Origin of the sequence: Streptomyces sp. NPDC046939 (assembly GCF_040644575.1) — a bacterium.
Lineage (GTDB): Bacteria > Actinomycetota > Actinomycetes > Streptomycetales > Streptomycetaceae > Streptomyces.
Genome location: NZ_JBEYWV010000001.1, coordinates 94,766 through 116,241, shown reverse-complemented (window position 1 = coordinate 116,241; position 21,476 = coordinate 94,766). Strand labels below are relative to the sequence as shown.

Sequence of the window (21,476 nt, the reverse complement as noted above, 5' to 3'; positions counted from 1 at the left end):
TCAGGCCGGTGACTCGTCGGGTCCGGGGGCGTCGGCGTCCTCGGGGTCCGACGACTCGGCGCCGCGCCGCCGCGTGCCCGCCTCGTCCGTGTCGGGCACGTCGTCGCCGCGCTCGCCGGGCAGGTCGAGCCCCTCGGCCGCGTCCTCCTCGCCGGCCAGCTGGTCGGGCATGTCCCGGGGAACGGGTGGCTCGTTCCGGTCGTCGAGTCGATGATCAGTCACAGCAGCCTCCATTGTTCGCCAGGTGGCAGGGGTCCGCACGCGCAGCGCGGACGCGCACCGGGTACCTGCCCGGGCCCGGCCGAAACCCAAGATCGGTCACACCGGGGACACGGGCGTCACTGGCCGACCCTGCCGTCGACGCACTCGCGCAGCAGATCCGCGTGGCCGCAGTGGCGGGCGTACTCCTCGATGCGGTGGACGAGGAGGCTGCGGACCGAGATGTTCTCCCTGCCGAGGCGTTCGCCGAGGTCGGGGTGGGCGGCGAGCGCGGCGTCGGTCGCCGCCTGTTCCCGCGCCAGGTCGGCGAAGGCGGCGTCGACGGCGGCCTGCTCGGGGACGACGTCGTCGAAGTCCGCGTCGCGCCGCCCGTACAGCTTGGGCAGCGGTTCGCCGTCGGTGATCCAGTTGCGCCAGTCGCGCTCCACCTCGGCGAGATGGCGGACGAGGCCGAGCAGCGACATCGTGGAGGGCGGTACCGAGCGACGGGCCAGTTGCTCCGGGTCCAGGCCGTCGCACTTCATCCGGAGGGTCGTCCGGTAGCCGGAGAGATAGTCCTCCAGGGTGGCGAGTTCGCCCTCGGGATCGGGGCCGTCGTTGTCGCGGGGGTCGTCGTCCGGGTCGACCCACATGTCGGGGTAGGTGGTCGCGTGGGTCCAGCGTGCGGGTTGCTCAGTCATGCGGGCCATGCTCGGCCGCGGGACCATGGGCGCGCCACCTGTTTACCGGCAGGGCCGGTCTTCGCCGCCGGCGCGGACAGCGGGGCGTCGGAGACGCCGGCGGCGAAGGTCTGAGGGAGCGGGCCGGGATCAGCCCCGCTCGATGACGAACTGCGATCCGGGCTCGGTGAGGATGTCGCCCTGCGCCGAGTCGGTGATGGTCACGTTCTTGAGCGTGGCGCTGCCCCGCGCGCCGGACATGGCCAGGATGCCGGAGCCGTTGTTGGACTTGGCGATGGACACGTTCGTGATCCGCACATCGGGCATCTCACCACCACCCGTCTTGAACTGGATGCCGTCATAGGTGGAGTCACGTATGTCGGTGTCGCGGATCGTGACGCCCGGAATGGGCTGGCCCTGCGCGAAGAGGGTGATCGCGCCGAACTCCTGGTCCTCGTTCCAGAAGGCCCCGCCGGTGCGGTACAGGCCGTTGTTGGCGATCAGGGTCGTCCCGCTGAACGGGAGCGGGTCGTGGTCGGTGGCGAGCATGATCCCGGGGTAGTTCATGGTGTCCGAGATCAGGTTGTTCTCGATCGTGTTGCCGTAGCCGCCGTAGATCGCGACGCCGTTGGCCCGCCAGGGCAGTTGGACGGTGTTGTTGCGGAAGTGGTTGTCGTGGCCGACGTCGACGGAGGTGTCCTTGACGTACTTGTTGGCCCAGACGGCCATGGCGTCGTCGCCGGTGTTGCGGAACGTGGAGTTGTGGACGGTCGAGTTGCGGGTGCCGTTGGAGAAGTTGACGCCGTCGGCGTACGTGTCGCGGATGCGGACGCCGCTGAACTCGACGCCGTCGCCCGGGTTCCACAGCTCGGGGATGTTGGAGTAGTCGCGGCCGACCCAGGCGGCCACGTTGGCGTGCTCGATCCACACGTTGCTGATCTTCGTGTTCTTGCCGAAGCGGCCGTTGAGCGCGACGCCGCCCTCCGCGTTGCCGTCACCGCCCCGGATGGTGCCCGAGCCGAAGATCGCGATGTCGGAGATCTTGGTGTTGTCGTCGATGTCGAAGCCGAAGTTGCCCTCGTGCGGGTGGTTGATGCCGCCCGCGTCCTGCGGAGCGATGAGCGAGTACAACTGGGAGTGCCACATGCCCGCGCCCTTGACGGTGACGTCGCGGATGCCGACCTGGTTGTACTGGCCCCGGTCGAGCGGGTCGTCGGTGAGGATCTTCTTCTCCTGGCGCCACTGGCCCGCCGGGATCCACACGCACGGGATCTGGCCCGCCTGGTCGGCGGTGACGGCGCGCTGGATGGCGTCGGCGTCGTCGATGCCGTCGCCCGGCACGGCGCCGTACTGGGTGATGGAGACGCAGTCGGCGGGCTTGGCGGCGGGGGCGGCGACCTGTTCCAGGTCGATGAGGTCGACGATGTAGAAGGCGGCCGTGTCCCCGCTGTCGCGCTGGAGGCGGAACGTGGTGCCCTCGGGGTAGGTGTCGGTGAGCAGCGCGTGGGCCTCGTCGAACAGGCGCCGCGCGTCGCCGCCGGGCCGGTTGGTGAGCCCCTCGGGGTCGTCGGTGGTGCCGTAGAGCCAGCTGTGCTTGGACGACAGGGTGAGCTTGCGGACGAAGGTGCCGTTGGCGTAGAGGCTCAGGGTCGCCTCCTGGCCGCCGCCCGACGCGGAGTCGGGGATGGAGTTGCGTACGACGATGGAGTTGGTCGGCGTGGTGGACGTGAACTCGACGTACTGCCCGGTGGAGTTGAGGCGGACCGACTTGCGGCCCGAGGACTCGGTGGCGAAGTTGGTGTGGCCGAAGGTGCGCTTGGCGTCCGTCGTCAGGACCGTGCCGTTGGTCCTGCCGTCCTCCGCCTCGTACTCGGTGTAGGGCACGGCGGCGCCGCGTCCGACGACGAGGGTGCGGGCGTAGGTGTTGTTGTTCTCGTTGGTCTCGGTGAGCCGGCCGGTGGCGTCGGCGGTCGCGGTGAGCGCGGCGCCGCCGTCGGTGGCGGTCCAGGTGCCGGTCATGGCGACGGTGGTGGAGGCGCCCGCGGCGACGGCGCCGGTCGTGCCGGTGAGGGTGGTGCCGCCGACGGTGAGCCGGGTGACGGTTCCGGCCGCCGCCTGACTCGTGCCCCGGTTGTGGACGGTGACGGCGAAGGAGACCTTGGAGCCGACGGCCGGGTTGGCCGGGTCGGTGGTGATCCCGGTGACCTCGAGGTCGGGGCCGGGCGCCTGGGTGACGACCAGCCTGGCGTCGGCGTTGCGGCTGTTGTTGGTGTTGTCGAGTTCGGCGACGGCGTCCGTCGGGTCCACGACGGCGGAGACGCCGTAGCTGCCCATGGGGTGGGCGCCGACCTTGACGGGCACCTTCACCGACGCACCCGCGGCGAGCGCGCCGACGGAGGCGCTCCCGGCGACGGTGCCTTCGAGGCTGACGTCGACGGTGGTGGCGGACGATGCGGCGGTCCCGGCGTTGCGGACCGTGGCCTCGACGGTGACCGGGTCGGCCTCGGACGGCGAGGAGGGCGACCACGTCAGCCCGGTCACGGTCAGGTCGGGCGCGGGCGCGGCGGCCCCGACGACCTCGAACTCGGCGACCTGGCCGCCGCCCGCCCCGGTGTTCCCGGAGAACTGCAGGCGTACGTCGGCGTAGCGGCCGGTGACCGGGATGGTGACCGTGTTCTTGTTGGTGGCCGGGTCGAAGGTGTACGGGGCGCTCGCCTTCAGCGAGGTGAAGTCGGTGGCGCCCGCCTTGCGGCCGAGGACCTGGAGGGTCTGCGTGCGGGCGCCCCACGCGGCGTTCGGGTTGAGCTTGAGGACGACGCCGCTCAGGTCCGCGTCGGCGCCGAGCCTGACGGTCAGGGAGGAGGACTGGCCGCTCGCCTCCCAGTAGGTGTCGGTGCTGCCGTCGTTGGCGTTGGGCGCGACGTAGTTCTGGGTGACCGAGGTCGCCTCGATGGGTTTGCGCAGGGCGAGGTTGGTCCCGGCGGGCGGCTCCTGCGGGTTCCCGCCGCCGTCGGGTGTGCCGAGGACCTCGACCTCGGACAACTGGGCGGCGTTCCAGCCGGTGTTGTCGCTGATCCGCACCCGTACGTAGCGGGTCTCGGCGGTGACGCCGACCGACACGCTGTTGCCTGAGCCCGGCGCGAAGTCTCTCTTCGCCGCCGCCGACAAGGTGGTGAAGGCGCTCCCGTCGGCGCTGCCCTGGACCGTGACGGTCTCGGTGCGGGCCTCCCAGGACGCGGGCAGCTTCAGCACGACGCCGCTGACGTCGACCGCGCGGCCGAGGTCGATCTGCACCCACTGCGGGAACGAACCGGCCGGTCCTTCCCAGTACGTGGCCTGGCTGCCGTCGGTCACATTGCTCGCGGGGTAGCCGTCGTGGGCGCCGCCCGTCGTGACCGGTCTGCCGAGTGCCACGTTCTCGTCGGCCACCGCGGCGTTCGCCGTGACCGGCATCAGGCCGACGGTCAGCAGCCCCGCCGTCACCGCCCCGGCGAGCCATCGCCATCTATGACGTGCCCCTGACATATACGTCATGACGCTCCCGTCGTCCAGGTATTGAGTTTCTCTGTCAATTTTTTGCGTTCATTCGCCGGACAGATTCGCGTGACGATTAAGGGCTGTCAACGGTCGCGGCAGACTTTGCCTGGGAGAGGGCGCTAGAGCCTTGGCGCCCATGAGGCAAGGAGAACAAGGTCACACCCGTCCCACCTGCTGCTCGTTCGGCGATCTGCCCTAGCATCCGAGCATGACGGTCCTGCCTGACGACGGGTTCTCCCTGGCAGCCGAGTTTCCTGACGCGACGCACGAGCAATGGCAGCACCTGGTCGCGGGTGTGCTGCGCAAGTCGGGCAAGGAAGTCACGGCTGCCGAGGCGGAAGACGCCCTGTCCACCGCGTTGGAGGACGGGCTGCGCGCCCGCCCCTTGTACACGGCCCACGATGCCGCGCCCCCCGCCGGGCTGCCCGGATTCGCCCCGTTCGTACGCGGCGGCCGGGCCGAGGGCAACACCGTCGGCGGCTGGGACGTACGCCAGCGCCACACGGTCGCCGACCCCGGCCAGATCCTCACCGACCTGGAGAACGGCGTCACGTCCCTGTGGCTGACGACCGGGGACGACACCCTCTTCCCCGTCTCCGCGCTGCCCGCCGCGCTCGACGGCGTCCTGCTCGACCTCGCCCCCGTCGTGCTCGACGCGGGCGCCGAAGTCGACACCGCCGCACGCGCGTTGCTCGCGCTGTACGAGGAGAAGGGCGTCGCCCCCGACGCGGTCCGGGGCAACCTGGGCGCGGACCCGCTCGGCCACGAGGCCCGCACCGGGGAGTCGTACGACACCGCGCCCGTAAGGGAACTCGCCCGGCTGTGCGCCGAACGCCACCCGGGCCTGCGCGCGCTGACCGTGGACGCGCTGCCGTACCACGAGGCCGGCGCCTCGGCAGCGCAGGAGCTGGGCTGCTCCCTCGCGACCGGCGTCGCCTACCTGCGCGAGCTGACGGACGCGGGCCTGAGCGTCGAAGCGGCCCTCGCCCAGCTCGAGTTCCGCTACGCGGCGGGCGCCGACCAGTTCCTCACCATCGCCACCTTCCGCGCCGCGCGCCGCCTGTGGGCCCGCGTCGCCGAGGTGTGCGGAGCGCCGCGCTCGGGCGCGCAGCTCCAGCACGCCGTGACGTCGCCGGTGATGATGGCGCGCCGCGACCCGTGGGTGAACATGCTGCGCACGACGATCGCGACGCTGGCGGCGGGGGTGGGCGGCGCGGACTCGGTGACGGTGCTCCCCTTCGACCACGCGCTCGGCCTGCCCGACGCGTTCGCCCGGCGCATCGCCCGCAACACCTCCGGCATCCTCATCGAGGAGTCGCACCTCGCCCGCGTCATCGACCCGGCGGGCGGCTCCTGGTACGTGGAGCGGCTCACCGACGAACTCGCCCACGCGGGTTGGGAGTTCTTCCAGGAGATCGAGCGCGCGGGCGGCCAGGCCGCCGCCCTGCGCTCGGGGCTCATCCACGACCGGCTCGCCGGCACGTGGGCCGCGCGGAGCAAAAGGCTCGCCACCCGCCGCGAACCGGTCACCGGGGTCAGCGAGTTCCCGCACCTGGCCGAGAAGCCGGTCGAGCGCGAGCCGGTGCCCGCGCCGGTCTCCGGGGGGCTGCCCCGGGTCCGCAGGGACGAGGCGTTCGAGGAGCTGCGGGCCCGCTCCGACACCTACCTCGCGAAGACCGGGGCCCGGCCGCGCGTGTATCTCGCCGCGCTCGGCCCGGCCGCCGCGCACACCGCCCGCCTCACCTTCGCGGCCAACCTGTTCCAGGCGGGCGGCGTCGAACCCGTCACCGAGGGCGGCTTCGCGGAGAGCGGCGCCCAGGACGTGTGCCTGTGCTCCAGCGACGCGCTCTACGAGGAGCAGGCCGAGGCCGCCGTACGGGAGCTGCGGGCCGCCGGTGCCCGGCATGTGTTCCTCGCGGGCCGCCCGCACACGTATGCCGGGGTCGACACCTATGTGTACGCCGGCTGTGACGCCGTGGCCGTGCTCACCGCCACGCTCGACCGCATGCTCGACCGTCTGGGAGTCTCCTCATGACCGACCCCCGCATCCCCGACTTCTCCACGATCGGCCTCGGCACCCCCGCGCCCGACACCGGCGCCGAGGAGTGGCGGGCCGCCGTGAAGAGCGCCGCCGACGGCGCCGACCTGCTGTGGGAGACGCCCGAGGGCATCCCGGTCAAGCCGCTCTACACCGGCCATGACCTGGAGGGCCTCGACTTCCTGGACACCTACCCGGGCACGGCCCCGTACCTGCGCGGCCCGTACCCGACGATGTACGTGAACCAGCCCTGGACGATCCGGCAGTACGCGGGTTTCTCCACGGCCGAGGAGTCCAACGCCTTCTACCGGCGCAACCTCGCCGCGGGCCAGAAGGGTCTGTCGGTCGCCTTCGACCTGCCGACCCACCGCGGCTACGACAGCGACCACCCCCGGGTGACCGGCGACGTCGGCATGGCGGGTGTGGCCATCGACTCGATCCTCGACATGCGTCAGCTCTTCGACGGCATCCCGCTGGACCGGATGTCGGTGTCGATGACGATGAACGGCGCCGTGCTGCCCGTCCTCGCGCTGTACATCGTGGCGGCGGAGGAACAAGGTGTGCCGCCGGAGAAGCTGGCCGGGACCATCCAGAACGACATCCTCAAGGAGTTCATGGTCCGCAACACCTACATCTACCCGCCGAAGCCGTCGATGCGGATCATCTCCGACATCTTCGCCTTCACCTCGCAGCGGATGCCGCGCTACAACTCGATCTCCATCTCCGGCTACCACATCCAGGAGGCGGGCGCGACGGCCGACCTGGAGCTGGCGTACACGCTTGCCGACGGGGTCGAGTACATCCGCGCGGGCCGGGAGGCGGGCCTCGACGTGGACGCGTTCGCGCCGCGCCTGTCGTTCTTCTGGGCGATCGGGATGAACTTCTTCATGGAGATCGCCAAGCTGCGCGCGGCGCGCCTGCTGTGGGCGAAGCTGGTCAGGCAGTTCGACCCGCAGAACGCCAAGTCGCTGTCGCTTCGCACCCATTCGCAGACCTCGGGCTGGTCGCTGACCGCGCAGGACGTGTTCAACAACGTCACCCGCACATGTGTCGAGGCGATGGCGGCGACCCAGGGGCACACCCAGTCGCTGCACACCAACGCGCTCGACGAGGCGCTCGCCCTGCCCACCGACTTCTCCGCGCGGATCGCCCGCAACACCCAGTTGCTGCTCCAGCAGGAGTCGGGCACGACCCGTGTGATCGACCCGTGGGGCGGCAGCGCGTACGTGGAGAGGCTGACCCACGACCTCGCGCGCCGCGCCTGGCAGCACATCCAGGAGGTCGAGCGGGCGGGCGGCATGGCCAAGGCCATCGACGCGGGCATCCCCAAGCTCCGCATCGAGGAGGCGGCGGCCCGCACCCAGGCCCGGATCGACTCGGGGCGGCAGCCGGTCATCGGCGTCAACAAGTACCGGGTCGACTCCGACGAGCAGATCGACGTGCTCAAGGTCGACAACTCCTCGGTGCGCGCCCAGCAGATCGCCAAGTTGCGCAGGCTGCGTGAGGAGCGCGACGAGACCGCCTGCCAGGACGCGCTCGCCGCCCTCACCCGCGCCGCGGGCGGCGACGGCAACCTCCTCGAACTCGCCGTCCACGCGGCCCGTGCGAAGGCGACCGTCGGGGAGATCTCCGACGCCTTGGAGAAGGTGTACGGGCGCCACGCCGGGCAGATCCGTACGATCTCCGGCGTGTACCGCAGCGAAGCAGGTGGGTCCGGGGCAGTGGAGCGCACACGTGACCGCGTCGAGGAGTTCGCGGGGGCGGAGGGCCGTCGGCCGCGCATCCTCGTCGCCAAGATGGGCCAGGATGGGCACGACCGGGGGCAGAAGGTGATCGCCACCGCCTTCGCCGACCTGGGCTTCGACGTCGACGTCGGCCCGCTGTTCCAGACCCCGGGGGAGGTGGCGCGGCAGGCCGTCGAGGCGGACGTGCACATCGTCGGGGTCTCCTCGCTCGCCGCCGGGCACCTCACCCTCGTACCGGCGCTGCGCGAGGCGCTCGCCGAGGAGGGGCGCGAGGACATCATGGTCGTGGTGGGCGGGGTGATCCCGCCGCAGGACGTGGACACCCTCCTGGAGATGGGCGCCGCCGCGGTCTTCCCGCCCGGCACCGTGATCCCGGACGCCGCCCACGACCTGGTGGAACGCCTCGCGGCCGATCTCGGGCACGACACCCTGTGAGGCGGTGACGTCCATGGCCATCGACCTCGACACGTATGTCAAGGGTGTGCTCGACGGGAAGCGGGCGGTCGTCGCCCGCGCGATCACCCTCGTCGAGTCCACCCGGCCCCAGCACCGGGCGCTCGCGCAGGAGTTGCTCACCGAGCTGCTTCCGTACAGCGGGCGGGCGCGGCGCATCGGGGTGAGCGGTGTGCCGGGTGTCGGCAAGTCGACGTTCATCGACGCCTTCGGCACCATGCTGACCGGGCTGGGGCACCGGGTGGCGGTGCTCGCCGTCGACCCGTCGTCCAGCAGGACCGGCGGGTCGATCCTCGGCGACAAGACGCGGATGGAACGGCTCGCCGTCGACCCGGCGGCGTTCGTGCGCCCCTCCCCCACCGCCGGGACGCTCGGCGGCGTCGCGAAGGCCACCCGCGAGTCCATCGTCGTGATGGAGGCGGCCGGGTACGACGTGGTGCTGGTGGAGACGGTCGGCGTCGGCCAGTCCGAGACGGCCGTCGCCAACATGGTCGACTCGTTCCTGCTGCTCACCCTGGCGCGGACCGGCGACCAGTTGCAGGGCATCAAGAAGGGCGTCCTGGAACTGGCCGACGTGGTCGGCGTCAACAAGGCCGACGGTCCGCACGAGCGGGACGCCCGCGCCGCCGCCCGGGAGCTCTCCGGCGCCCTGCGCCTGATGCACGGCAAGGACGCGTTCTGGACACCGCCCGTGCTCAGTTGCAGCGCCCGCGAGTCGACCGGGCTCGACGACCTGTGGGAGCGGCTCGAACAGCACCGGGCGCTGCTCGACTCCTCGGGGCGGCTCGCGGAGCGGCGCCGGGAGCAGCAGGTGGACTGGGCGTGGACGATGGTCCGCGACGAGCTGCTCGGCAGCCTGCGCGCGGACCCGGCGGTGCGTACGCTCGCGCCCGAGCTCGAACGGCGGGTGCGGGACGGCGAACTCACCGCGACCCTGGCCGCCGAGCGCATCCTGGACGCCTTCCGGCGCGGCTGAGCGCACGTCGCTCTGTGTTACTCTCAGCCGTTTGTGCGGTCGGCCGGGCCTTCCCTCGGTACGTTCCTCCCTACGGAAGGCTCCTCCCTATGAACGTCTCCTTCGCCGACCTCGGCCTGCCCGCCGACGTGCTGCGCACCCTCGGTGAGCAGGGGGTGAGCGAGCCGTTCCCGATCCAGGCGGCCACGATCCCCGACGCCCTCGCCGGGCGTGACGTCCTCGGGCGCGGGCGCACCGGGTCCGGCAAGACGCTCGCGTTCGGCCTGCCGCTGCTGGCGCGGACGGCCGGGCGGCGCGCGGCGGCGAAGCAGCCCCTCGCGCTCGTCCTCGTTCCGACGCGGGAGCTGGCGCGGCAGGTGACGGAGGCGCTGGCGCCGTACGCGCGGGCGTTGCGGCTGCGGGTGGCCACCGTCGTGGGCGGTATGTCGATCGGTCGGCAGATCGCCGAGCTGCGGGACGGCGCGGAGGTCGTCGTCGCCACTCCGGGCCGGTTGCACGACCTGATCGAGCGCAAGGCGTGCCGCCTCGACCGGGTCCGGACCACCGTCCTGGACGAGGCGGACCAGATGTGCGACATGGGGTTCCTGCCGCAGGTGACGGAGGCGCTCGACCAGGTGCGCGCCGACGGTCAGCGGATGCTGTTCTCGGCGACCCTGGACCGGGACGTCGAGCACCTGGTCGGCAGCTATCTGCACTCCCCCGTCGTGCACAGCGCCGACCCGGCGACGAGCGCGGTCACGACCATGGACCACCATGTGCTGGTCGTGCACGGGCCGGACCGGTGGGCGGTCACGACCGAGATCGCGTCGCGCGACGGCCGTGTCCTGCTGTTCCTGGACACCAAGCACGGCGTCGACCAGCTCACCCGGCATCTGCGGGCCAGCGGCGTGGACGCGGCCGGGCTGCACAGCGGCAAGTCGCAGCCGCAGCGGACGCGGACCCTGGCCCAGTTCAAGAGCGGCCAGGTGCCGGTCCTGGTGGCCACCAACGTCGCGGCGCGCGGCCTGCACGTGGACGACCTCGACCTCGTGGTCAACGTCGACCCGCCCACCGACCCCAAGGACTATCTGCACCGCGCGGGGCGCACCGCGCGCGCCGGGGAGTCCGGCCGGGTCGTCACGCTCGTCCTCTCCGGGCAGCGCCGCGAGCTGAGCAAGGTCCTTGCCGACGCCGGGATCGAGGCGAAGGTCACCAAGGTCCGCTCGGGCGAGGCCGAGCTGAGCCGGGTCACCGGCGCGAAGGCGCCCTCGGGCAAGCCGCTCGACGGCGGCCCCGCGGCCAAGCCCGCGCACACCAACAAGCCGTTCCGCGGCATCGGCACCAGCAAGGACACCTCCGCGCGCGGCGGTTCACGCAAGTCCGCCGAGGCACGGAAGCTGGCGGAGGCGCGCAAGGCGGCCCGGGTGCGGCGCGGGCGCTAGGGGCTGTCCTGGCCCGGCCCGCCGACCGGGTCGTCACCCGATCGGCGTACTACGCTGTGGCGACCTTGAGGCACGCCGGACCCGACCACCCGGAGGCAGCTCGTGGCACAGGAGAAGACGCGGGAGAGGACGCCGGAGAAGACGCCGGAGAAGACGCGGGGTAAGTCCCTGATAGACAGCAGCACCCCGCACTCGGCCCGGATCTGGAACTACTGGCTCGGCGGCAAGGACTGCTACGAGGTCGACCGTGAGGTCGGCGACGCCATCCAGGCGGTCAACCCGGAGATCGTGCACGTGGCGCGGGCACAGCGGGCGTTCCTCGCGCGGGCGGTCTCCCATCTGGTGCAGGACGCGGGCGTCCTGCAGTTCCTCGACATCGGCACCGGCCTCCCCACGATCGACAACACGCACGACGTCGCCCAGCGCCACGACCCGGGCGCGCGGATCGTCTACGTGGACCACGACCCGGTGGTCCTGCGCCACGCGGAGGCGCTGCTGACCAGTACGGAACAGGGCGCGACGGACTACATCGAGGCGGACCTGCGCGACCCGGCGAGCATCCTGCGGCAGGCGGCCCGCACCCTGGACCTCGACCGGCCCGTCGCGCTGATGCTGCTCGGCGTCGTCGCCCACGTCACCGACGACCACGCCTACACCCTCGTGGAGGAGTTGAAGGCGGCGCTGTGCGGCGGCAGCCATCTCGTTCTGTGCGACAGCACCGCGGAGTACCACCCGGAGGCGACGCGCAGGATGGTCGAGCAGTGGAACAACACCAGTGACAATCCGCGGGTGAACCGCAGCCCGGCGCAGATCGCCCGGTTCTTCGACGGGCTCGAACTCGTCGAGCCCGGACTGACGTCGGTCTCGCAGTGGCGGCCCGCGGTGACCGGCGCCGGGGTTCCGGCGCCGGTCAGCAGCTACGGCGGCATCGGCCGCAAGCCGTAGCCCGCGTCAGCCGCGTACCCCGAGCCCCCGCAGGAGCATGGGCAGCGAGGCGTGCAGTTCTCGCTGCCAGTACGCCCAGGTGTGGGTGCCCGGGCCGTAGAAGTGGGTGGTCAGGCGGCGGGCGCCGAGCCGGTTCAGTGCGTCGGCGAGCGCGTGGTTCTGCCGGTTGAAGTCGGCCTCCAGGGCGTCGGTGGCGCCCGGTGGGTCCAGCGGGCCCGCGGTGCCGTCGCCGCACGAGAGGTAGACGGGCAGCCGGGTCAGGTGCCGGGCCAGGTGGTACGGGTCGTGGGCGGCCCATACGGCGCGCTGCGCGACGGGGTCGCCCCACACCTTGCGCGGGTCGTCGCCCTGGCCCGCGAAGAAGGCCATGATCCGGTGCACGGACTCGTCGTTCAGGAGCGGGTGCGCGGAGCCGGAGTAGGCAGCGGCGGCCCGGAACATGCCGGGGTGCCGGGCGGCGTACATGAGGGCGCCCTGGCCGCCCATGGACAGGCCCGCGACGACGCGGCGGCCACCCGCGCCCCAGTCGCTCTCCAGGAGTCGGCGCAGCTCCTTGGTGTGGAAGGTCTCCCAGGCCGGGGCGCCGCCCTGACCGTAGTTCCACCAGTCGCTGTACCAGCCGTTCCAGCCCGCCTCGGGCATGACGACGAGGACGTTCCGCAGGCTCTTGATCCCGGCGACGTCGGTCCTGCTCGTCCAGGACGTGTAGTCGCCGCAGCAGCCGTGGAGCAGCCACAGGGTCGGCCAGTGGCGGCGGTGGTCCTTCGGGTTCCAGCCGTCGGGGGTGAGCAGACGGACCTTGACCGTGCGGTCGCCGAGGGCGGAGGAGCGTACGGAGAGGTCCACCTGGCGCTCGGCGACCCGGGTGACGCCGACGACCTCGGCGCCGCCCCGGTCCTGGGCGGCGGCGGCCGGTGCGTGGGGCACGAGGGTGCACAGCAGGGCGGCGAGAGCGAGCAGCACTTGTCTGGCGCGGGTACGGCGGTACGGGGTGGCGGTCATGGCGGCTCCCGTCGGAAGGTCACATGGGTCGGTCCCGGCCTGGGGTGATCAACAGGGCGTCGCCCACCGGGCGTTCGCCCGTCGCGTCGGACGGGTCATTGATGACTCGGCCGTCGGCGACCATCGTCGTGGAGCCGCCGCCGTCGAGGTTGACCGCGTCGCGCAGGCCGAGCGCCTGCGCGACGGCGGCGCTCTCCGGGATGCTCAGGCCGAGCGCGTCCGTGCCGCGTCCGTCGGCGGTGACGAGCACGGTCCTGCCGCGGTCGTCCACGCCCGCGAGGGTGCGCGGGTTCCGCTTGTGCACCCAGCCGTAGGAGAAGCTCGGGTTGCCCGGCTGCACCATGCCGTCGGCGGCCGGGGTGGTGTGGAGGCGGCCGTCGCGGACCAGTTCGGGGCCGCCGTTGAGGATGCTGGTGCCGCGCGTGGCGACCGGGCGGCCCTCGCCGTCGCGCAGGCCGCTGTCGACGCGGAGCCGCCGGCCGGACTCGGCGAGCGCCGTCAGCCGGGCCGCCTCCTTGCCCGTGGCCTGGACGGAGCTGCCGCCTTCGGGCAGGGTGACGCCGCGCGGGGAGCGTACGTCGAGGACGCGGCCGTGCCGGTCGAGCACGGCCTCGACGCCCTCGCCCTGCGGGGTCCGCGCGCCGAACTCCGGGGTGAAGGCGACGACTTCGTCCGGGTCGGTGCAGGTCACGTCGTGCAGGGGCAGGGAGGTGGGGGTGTCGTCCGCGGTGCCGCCGCAGTTCCGGATCAGGCCGGGGACGCGGTCGACGCCGTCGAGCGCGAGGGTGCGGCCCGCCCCCGTGACGCTGCCGCGCCAGGTGAACCGCTCGACGCGGGTGCCGCGCGCGGAGTCCCGGACGACGAGCCCCGGGCGGCCGTCGACGGCCTCGCTGAGGAGGCGGCCGTCGTAGACCCCGACCCCGGCCGGGTCGCCCGGGGCGCCGGCCTTCGGGTCGAGGACGAAGAAGCCGGCGTTGACCCCGGCGCTCGCACCGGCCGCCGCCGCGAGGGCGCTGGTCGTCTCGCGCCGCTCCAGATCGGGCCCGTACGACGCCTTGAGCGCGCCACGGAAGGTGCGCGGGTCGATGGTGAGCACGTCGATCCGCCACGGTCCGCGGTCCGTGGCGTCGCCGTCCCAGCCGGTGTACGTCGCCGATCCTGTGTATCCGGCGGCGATCAGGCGGGCGCGTTCGGCGTTCGCCCCGGCCTGCGCGGGGTACCGGCCGACGCGGACCCGCCAGCCGAGCGAGCCGCCCGGGAAGTCGGCGACGGGCGGGGTCCTGACCTCCTCGGCGCGCGCGTCGAAGCCGTCCGCCCGCAGCCCGGCGGCGAGTTCGGCGGCGCTGGCCCGGTCCTTCAGCGCGGCCGGGGGCGCGTCGGGGTCGGGGGACGTGGCGCCGCCGGGGATGGCCATCTCGACCGTCCACGCGAGCGCGGGCGCCTCGGCACCGCGCACGATCCGGGTCAGTGTGACGCCCGGCTGGAGCGTGCGCGTGGTGCGGGTCTCGGTGAGGTCGGCGGGGCCGAGCGGGAGGCCGTGCCGGGGCGTGGAGGAGGCCGGGGCCGTCCCGGCGCCCAGGAGTGCGAGGACCGACAATGCCGCGCCGACACCGAACCACTTGCTGTTCACGAACCCCCCACGGGACGGACTCGGGCACCGCTCGACGGACGACAGGTCTCCGTAACGGTGCGTGTGGTCGAGACCACCCGTCAAGGCATGTACACGCAATTCATGCGACCGCGGGCGGCGCCGTGCTCTTGCGGACGACCAGGCTCGTCGCCAGTTCGAGCCGCGTCGTGACCGGCTCCCGTACGCGGAGCCGCATCAGCATCTGCACCGCCTCCTCGGCCATCTGCCGCAGCGGCTGGTGCACCGTGGTCAGGGCCGGGCTCGACCACTGGGCCAGGGGCACGTCGTCGTAGCCGACGATCGACAGGTCCTCGGGGACGCGCAGGCCGCGCAGGCGGGCGGCTTCCAGGGCGCCGAGCGCCTGGAGGTCGCTGCCCGCGAAGATGGCGGTCGGGGGTTCGTCCAGGTCGAGGAGGTCCACGGCGCGCTCGCGGCCGCCCTCGACGTGGAAGTCGCCGTAGCGGACGAGCGCGGGGTCGGCGGGCAGGCCCGCCATGCTCAGCGCGGAGCGGTAGCCGTCCAGGCGGGCCAGGGAGCAGAGCATGTCGCCGGGGCCCGTGATGATGCCGATGCGCCGGTGGCCGAGTTCGATGAGGTGGCGGGTGGCGACGAGGCCGCCGTTCCAGTTGGCGGAGCCGACCGAGGGCACGTCCGGGTCGGGGTCGCCCGCCGGATCGACGATGACGAACGGGATGGAGCGCGAGCGCAGCCGCTGCTTGACCTCGGTGGGCAGGGCGGAGAAGACCAGGACCACCCCGCGCGGCCTGCGCTGGAGCACGCCCTCGATCCACTCGGGGCCCGGCGCCTGGCGGGTGCCGCTCTCAGTGAGCACGACGCTCGCCTGGTGGGCCTTGGCGACCTTCTCGACGCCCCGGATCAGTTCCAGCGCCCAGACGCTCTCCAGCTCGTGGAAGACCAGCTCGATGAGCGGGGCCTCGCGGGCGGCGCGGGTCGTGCGCCGGTAGGCGTGCTCCTCCAGGAGGCGCTCCACCTTGACCCGTGTCTGCCCGGCGACGTCCTGGCGCCCGTTGAGCACTTTCGAAACTGTCGAAATGGAGACCCCCGCCTCCTGGGCCACTTGCGCCAGGGTGATGCGGCCCAGCTCCTCGTCCTCTCGCATGGTGAGGAGCATAAGGCACCGCCAACTTCCCCCGCCTCGTAACGCTTTGATAACTCGCTGACGCGGGGTTGACCCCTCTATGGGGGGCACCTAGCGTCCCGGCGTGTGAACTTTCGGCGCTGAGGCCGAAAGAGTTTCGAGAGGCGAACCCATGACTCCACGCGTACGGTTGCCGAGAACTGTCGTCGCCGGCGGTGCCGCTCTGACCCTCCTGTGCACCCTCGCCGGGTGCGGCGGCTCCGACTCGGTCGGGGACGGCGACGGGAAGATCCACGTCCTGGTCTACGGGGACTCGGCCAACAAGGTCGAGAAGCAGCTGATCGCCGACTTCAACAAGAAGTCCGACGTCAAGGCGGTCCTGGACACCATCCCCGGCGCCGACTACCAGGCGAAGCTGCAGACCATCATCAGCAGCAAGCAGGCGCCCGACGTCTTCTTCAACTGGGGCGGCGGCTCCATCAAGCCGTTCGTCGACGCCGGCCTGCTGCTGCCTCTGGACGACTTCATCGCCAAGGACCCGAAGCTCAAGTCCAACTTCCTGCCGTCGGTGTTCAACAGCGCCACGGTCGACGGCAAGCCGTACGGCATCCCCATGCGCGGCACCCAGCCGGTGCTGCTGTTCCACAACAAGAAGGTCCTGGACAAGGCGGGCGTCACCCCGCCGAAGACCTGGGACGAACTGCTGACGGCGGTCAAGAAGCTGAAGGCCGAGGGTGTCACGCCGATCGCCCTCGGCGGCGGCGACCAGTGGCCGACGCTCATGTGGTTCGAGTACCTCTACGACCGCATCGCCGGGCCCGGTCTCTTCGACAAGGCGCTCAAGGGCGACAAGTCGGCCTGGGAGTCCGCCGACAGCAAGAAGGCGCTGTCGATGATCCGCGAGCTGGTCGACACCGGCGCCTTCGGCACCAACTACGACTCGGTGAAGTTCACCGACCAGGGCTCGCCGACCCTGCTCGCCACCGGCAAGGCCGGGTTCGAGCTGATGGGCTCGTGGGAGTACTCGACCCAGCAGGAGGCTCACCCGGAGTTCGCCAAGAAGGACTTCGGCTACACCGCGTTCCCGACGGTCCCGGGCGGCAAGGGCGAGCAGGAGAACCTCGTCGGCAACACCAACAACTTCTACTCGGTGCTGAAGAAGACCAAGCACCCCGAGGCCGTCGCCGAGTTCCTGAAGCTGCAGTACTCCGAGAAGTTCGTGAAGGCCCACCTCGGCATCGGCAACCTGCCGACCACCACCAACACCGCCGACCACCTGGACGAGGCCACCAGCCCCGAGTACGCCAAGTTCCAGTACGACCTGGTGAAGAAGGCGCCGTCCTTCCAGCTGTCGTGGGACCAGGCGTACCCGCAGTCCGCGTCGACCGCCATGCACCAGGCCGTGCAGCAGTTCTTCAACGGCTCCATCGACGAGGACGGCTTCATCAAGGCGATGCAGGCCCTGCCCACGTCATGACCAGCGACCTCATCACCGACCGGCGCCCGGCCGGCGCACATGCGGGCGCACCCGCGGCGCCCCCGCGCCCGCGCAAGGACCACGGCACCGGAGTGGGGCGGCCCGGCGTCGGCTGGGCGGTCCCCGCCGCGGTCTTCTTCGGCCTGTTCGCCCTCGTCCCGCTCGTCCTGGTCGCCGTCCTGTCCTTCGCGAGCTGGAACGGACTCACCGACCCGGAGTTCGTCGGCCTCGACAACTGGCGCAAGCTGTTCGCCGACCCGGTGCTGCTCAAGAGCCTCTGGCTGAGCGTGCTCCTCACCGTCCTCGGCGTCGTCGTGCAGACCCCGCTCAGCCTCCTCCTCGGCGTCTGGGCGGCGGGACACCAGCGCAACCGGGCCGTCCTGTCCGCGATCTACTTCGTGCCGCTGCTGCTCTCCGCCGCCGCCGTCTCCGTCCTGTGGCGGGCCGTCCTCGACCCGAACTTCGGCGTCCCCTCCCAGGCGACCTGGCTGTTCGGCGACGGCAACCTGTTCGGCCACCAGTCCACCGCCATCGGGGTCCTGGTCTTCGTCAGCACCTGGCAGTTCACACCGCTGCACACGCTGATCTACCAGGGCGCGGCGCGCGCGATCCCGCCCGTGCTGTACCAGGCGGCGCAGATCGACGGCGCGGGCACGGTGCGCCAGTTCTTCTCCATCACCCTGCCGCAGCTGCGCAACAGCATCATCACCTCGATGATCCTGATGGTGGTCGGCGGTCTCACCACGTTCGACACGGTGCTGATCCTGACCCAGGGCGGCCCCGGCACGGACACCACCATCAGCGCGTACTACATGTACCAGAAGGCGTTCAAGAGCTTCGACTACGGCTCGGCCTCGGCGGTCGGCCTGCTTCTGGTCCTGGTCGCCACGATCGTCTCGCTCGTCATGGTGCGGCTGTCCGGCTACGACAAGATGCGCAGCCAGATGGAGGGCCTGTGACCACCATCCCCACGGCGAAGGTCCGGGCGTCGTCGGGCCGCCGCGAGCGGCCCAACTGGTTCGCCGGGTTCGGCTCGCTGGTCTGGCTGTTCCTGGTCGGGCTCCCGCTGTACGTGATGCTGGTGGCGACGTTCCAGTCGCGCTCCGACTACGGCGCGAACGGGCCGCTGTCCCTGCCCCACCACTTCACGTTCGACAACTACACCGCCAACTTCAACAGCGGTTTCGGGCAGTACTTCTTCAACACGTTCGTCGTCACGGTGTGCGTGGTCGGCATCGTGCTGCTGCTCGTGCCGCCGCTCTCCTACGCCATCGTGCGCGGCACGGGACGCCTCACCGGCGGGGTGTTCCGGCTGTTCCTGCTCGGCCTCGCCATTCCCGCGCAGGCCGTCATCGTGCCGATGTTCTACGTGATCAGCGAGGCGGGTCTCTACGACAACCTCATCGGCGTCATCCTGCCGACGGCCGCGTTCGCCATGCCCGTGTGCACCCTCATCCTGACGGGCGCCATGCGGGACATCACGCCCGAGCTGTACGAGGCCATGACCGTGGACGGCGCGACGCCCTGGCGGATCTTCTTCCGCCTGGTCCTGCCGCTGTCCCGCAGCGGCCTGTCGACCATCACCGTGTACTCCGCGCTCCAGGCGTGGAACGGCTTCCTCTTCCCGCTGGTCCTCACGCAGTCCGCGGACTCCAAGGTCATCACCATGGGTCTCTACGACTTCCAGACCGAGCACGGCGTCGACATCCCCGGCCTGCTCTCCGCGGTCGTGCTGTCCATGCTCCCCATCCTGATCGTCTACCTGTTCGCCCGTCGCGCCCTGGTCCAGGGGCTGATGGGAGTCGGAGGAAAGTGACCGACCACATGACCCGAGCGGCCCAGGAACCCGGCCCGTCCCCCACCCCGCTGTGGCGCGACCCGGGCGCCGCGCCCGAGGACCGCGCCGACGCCCTGCTCGCCGAGATGACCCTCGAGGAGAAGATCGCCCAGCTCTACGGCGTCTGGGTGGGCGCCTCCGCGGAGGGCGGCGACGTCGCCCCGCACCAGCACGACATGGAGGAGCCGGTCGACCTCGACGAGCTGCTCCCGCAGGGGCTCGGCCAGTTGACCCGGCCGTTCGGGTCCGCGCCCGTCGACCCGGCCCTCGGCGCGCTCTCCCTCGCCCGTACGCAGCGCAAGGTCGCCGCGGCCAACCGGTTCGGCATCCCGGCGCTCGCCCACGAGGAGTGCCTCGCCGGGTTCGCCGCCTGGGGCGCGACCGCCTACCCGGTGCCGCTGTCCTGGGGCGCCACCTTCGACCCGGACCTCGTACGGGACATGGCCGCGGCGATCGGCCGCGACCTGCGCTCGGTCGGCGTCCACCAGGGGCTCGCCCCGGTCCTCGACGTCGTGCGCGACCTGCGCTGGGGCCGCGTCGAGGAAACCATCGGCGAGGACCCCTACCTCGTCGGCACCGTCGCCACCGCCTACATCCAGGGCCTTGAGTCGGCGGGCGTCGTCGCCACGCTGAAGCACTTCGCCGGGTACGCGGCGTCGCGGGCCGGACGCAATCTGGCGCCGGTGTCGATGGGGCCGCGCGAGTTCGCGGACGTGGTGCTCGCCCCGTTCGAGATGGCGGTGCGGGAGAGCGGCGTACGGTCCGTGATGCACGCCTACACCGACACCGACGGGATGCCCTCCGCCGCCGACGAACGGCTCCTGACCGGGCTGCTCCGCGACACCTGGGGCTTCACCGGCACGGTCGTCGCCGACTACTTCGGCGTCGCGTTCCTCCAGGCCCTGCACGGGGTGGCCGGGTCGCTCGGGGAGGCGGCCGGGACGGCGCTCGCGGCCGGGGTCGACGTGGAGCTGCCGACGGTGAAGGCGTTCGGCGAGCCGCTGCGCAAGGCGATCGCCGACGGGCTCGTACCCGAACACCTCGTGGACCGCGCGGCGCGCCGCGTCCTCGCGCAGAAGGCCCAGCTCGGCCTCCTCGACCCGGACTGGGACCCGCGCCCGGCGGCGCTCGCCGCCGTGGACACGGAAGCCGTGCGCGGCACGGTCGACCTGGACCCGGCGGGCAACCGTGACCTGGCCCGCCGTGTCGCGGAGGAGGCGGTCGTCCTCCTCACCAACGACGGCACTCTTCCCCTCGCGCCGCGGCCGGCGACCCGTATCGCCGTGATCGGCCCGCTCGCGGACGTCCCCACGGCCGTCCTCGGCTGCTACTCGTTCCCCGTGCACGTCGGCAGCCGTACGCCGGAGCTGCCGCACGGCATCGAACTGCCGACGCTGCGCGAGGCCCTGGCGGCGGAGTTCCCGGAGTGCGAGATCGTCACGGCGCCCGGGCTCGACGCGGTGGACGCCGCGCCCGGGGACGGCTTCGCCGCGGCCGTCGCCCTCGCGCGCGGCGCCGACCTCGTCGTCACCGCGCTCGGCGACCGCGCCGGGCTCTTCGGCCGCGGCACCAGCGGCGAGGGCTGCGACGTCGCCTCGCTCACGCTGCCCGGCGCGCAGCAGGAGCTGCTCGACGCGCTCCTGGACACGGGCACGCCCGTGGTCGCGACGCTGCTCGCGGGCCGCCCCTACGTCCTGGGCCGGGCGGTCGAGGAGGCCGCCGCCGTCGTGCAGACCTTCTTCCCCGGTGAGGAGGGCACGCGGGCGATGGCCGGTGTGCTCAGCGGCCGGGTGCGGCCGTCGGGGCGGCTGCCGGTCGGGGTGCCTCGGCAGTCGGGGGCGCAGCCCGCCACGTATCTCGCGGCGCGCCTCGGGCACGCCTCCGAGGTGTCGAACCTGGACCCGGGTCCGGCCTTCGGCTTCGGACACGGTCTGACCTACACGTCGTTCACGTGGTCCGATCTGGAGGTGCCCGTGCAGGTGGCGCCGACGGACGGGGAGTTCGAGGTGGCGTGCACGGTCCGCAACACCGGCTCGCGGCCCGGCACCGAGGTCGTGCAGCTCTATCTGCACGACCCCGTCGCCTCGGTCGTCCAGCCCGTCCAGCGGCTCATCGGTTACGTACGCCTGGAGGAGCTGGCGCCGGGCGAGGCGGTCCGGGTCCGGGCGCGGGTCCCCGTCGACCTGGCCTCGTTCACCGGCCGCGCGGGGCGGCGCGTCGTCGAGCCCGGCGATCTGGAGCTGCGGCTGAGCGCGTCGAGCACGCGTCCGCTGCTCACGGCGCGGGTGACGCTGACCGGGGCGGTGCGGGAGGTCGATCACCGGCGGGCGCTGCACGCGCGCCTGTCGACGGAGCGGGTGCCGGGCGCCTGAGCCGGCACGTGTGCCCCGGGTGGTCCCGGTCCGGGGCCACCCGGGGCACACGTGTGTCGAAAACTT

The 21,476-nt window shown here is 72.1% G+C and carries 15 protein-coding genes; 9 read left to right on the top strand and 6 right to left on the bottom strand.

Going from position 1 to position 21,476, the window contains the following annotated elements; genetic code table 11:
- From ABZ877_RS00505 to ABZ877_RS00495, 3 genes are all read right to left on the bottom strand, one after another.
- Complete coding sequence (locus tag ABZ877_RS00505; protein WP_361061872.1) at window positions 1-222, bottom strand: hypothetical protein; 222 nt, start codon at window positions 220-222, stop codon at window positions 1-3.
- Window positions 223-338: 116 nt separating this feature from the next.
- Window positions 339-899, bottom strand: coding sequence for a DinB family protein (locus tag ABZ877_RS00500; RefSeq protein WP_361061869.1), 561 nt, complete (start codon window positions 897-899; stop codon window positions 339-341).
- Between the two features lie 129 nt (window positions 900-1,028).
- Complete coding sequence (locus ABZ877_RS00495) at window positions 1,029-4,403, bottom strand: CARDB domain-containing protein (RefSeq protein ID WP_361062827.1); 3,375 nt, start codon at window positions 4,401-4,403, stop codon at window positions 1,029-1,031.
- A gap of 220 nt (window positions 4,404-4,623) precedes the next feature.
- On the opposite strand from ABZ877_RS00495, the gene ABZ877_RS00490 reads away from it, so the two are divergent.
- From ABZ877_RS00490 to ABZ877_RS00470, 5 genes are all read left to right on the top strand, one after another.
- A complete protein-coding gene (locus tag ABZ877_RS00490; RefSeq protein ID WP_361061866.1) occupies window positions 4,624-6,450 on the top strand; it encodes a methylmalonyl-CoA mutase family protein in 1,827 nt (608 codons plus the stop codon).
- Complete coding sequence (scpA, locus tag ABZ877_RS00485) at window positions 6,447-8,633, top strand: methylmalonyl-CoA mutase (RefSeq protein ID WP_361061863.1); 2,187 nt, start codon at window positions 6,447-6,449, stop codon at window positions 8,631-8,633. Before ABZ877_RS00490 ends, scpA begins: the two co-directional genes overlap by 4 nt.
- A gap of 13 nt (window positions 8,634-8,646) precedes the next feature.
- Window positions 8,647-9,627 carry a methylmalonyl Co-A mutase-associated GTPase MeaB gene (gene meaB / locus ABZ877_RS00480; RefSeq protein ID WP_361062823.1) on the top strand — a complete coding sequence of 327 codons (981 nt, stop codon included), beginning with the start codon at window positions 8,647-8,649 and terminating at the stop codon, window positions 9,625-9,627.
- An 89-nt stretch (window positions 9,628-9,716) separates the two neighbouring features.
- A complete protein-coding gene (locus tag ABZ877_RS00475) occupies window positions 9,717-11,048 on the top strand; it encodes a DEAD/DEAH box helicase (protein ID WP_361061861.1) in 1,332 nt (443 codons plus the stop codon).
- 168 nt (window positions 11,049-11,216) lie between these two features.
- On the top strand, window positions 11,217-11,993 hold the full coding sequence (locus ABZ877_RS00470) for an SAM-dependent methyltransferase (RefSeq protein ID WP_361062820.1): 777 nt from the start codon (window positions 11,217-11,219) through the stop codon (window positions 11,991-11,993).
- A gap of 6 nt (window positions 11,994-11,999) precedes the next feature.
- Here ABZ877_RS00470 and ABZ877_RS00465 read toward each other — a convergent pair whose 3' ends face one another.
- The 3 genes from ABZ877_RS00465 to ABZ877_RS00455 all read right to left on the bottom strand — a co-directional run bounded on the left by ABZ877_RS00465 (window position 12,000) and on the right by ABZ877_RS00455 (window position 15,757).
- Window positions 12,000-12,995, bottom strand: coding sequence for an alpha/beta hydrolase family protein (locus tag ABZ877_RS00465; RefSeq protein WP_361061858.1), 996 nt, complete (start codon window positions 12,993-12,995; stop codon window positions 12,000-12,002).
- Window positions 12,996-13,014: 19 nt separating this feature from the next.
- On the bottom strand, window positions 13,015-14,625 hold the full coding sequence (locus ABZ877_RS00460; RefSeq protein WP_361061856.1) for a phosphodiester glycosidase family protein: 1,611 nt from the start codon (window positions 14,623-14,625) through the stop codon (window positions 13,015-13,017).
- A gap of 100 nt (window positions 14,626-14,725) precedes the next feature.
- The gene (locus tag ABZ877_RS00455; RefSeq protein ID WP_361061853.1) at window positions 14,726-15,757 is read right to left on the bottom strand and encodes a LacI family DNA-binding transcriptional regulator; all 1,032 of its coding nucleotides are present in this window, start codon (window positions 15,755-15,757) and stop codon (window positions 14,726-14,728) included.
- A 139-nt stretch (window positions 15,758-15,896) separates the two neighbouring features.
- Between ABZ877_RS00455 and ABZ877_RS00450 the strand changes: the two genes are divergently transcribed.
- From ABZ877_RS00450 to ABZ877_RS00435, 4 genes are all read left to right on the top strand, one after another.
- On the top strand, window positions 15,897-17,201 hold the full coding sequence (locus ABZ877_RS00450; protein WP_361061851.1) for an extracellular solute-binding protein: 1,305 nt from the start codon (window positions 15,897-15,899) through the stop codon (window positions 17,199-17,201).
- Window positions 17,198-18,160 carry a sugar ABC transporter permease gene (locus ABZ877_RS00445; protein ID WP_361061847.1) on the top strand — a complete coding sequence of 321 codons (963 nt, stop codon included), beginning with the start codon at window positions 17,198-17,200 and terminating at the stop codon, window positions 18,158-18,160. Before ABZ877_RS00450 ends, ABZ877_RS00445 begins: the two co-directional genes overlap by 4 nt.
- 5 nt (window positions 18,161-18,165) lie before the next feature.
- Complete coding sequence (locus ABZ877_RS00440; RefSeq protein WP_361062817.1) at window positions 18,166-19,017, top strand: carbohydrate ABC transporter permease; 852 nt, start codon at window positions 18,166-18,168, stop codon at window positions 19,015-19,017.
- 107 nt (window positions 19,018-19,124) lie between these two features.
- Window positions 19,125-21,410: a glycoside hydrolase family 3 N-terminal domain-containing protein gene (locus tag ABZ877_RS00435; RefSeq protein WP_361062814.1), complete on the top strand. Its 2,286-nt coding sequence runs from the start codon at window positions 19,125-19,127 to the stop codon at window positions 21,408-21,410.
- Window positions 21,411-21,476 lie beyond the last annotated feature (66 nt).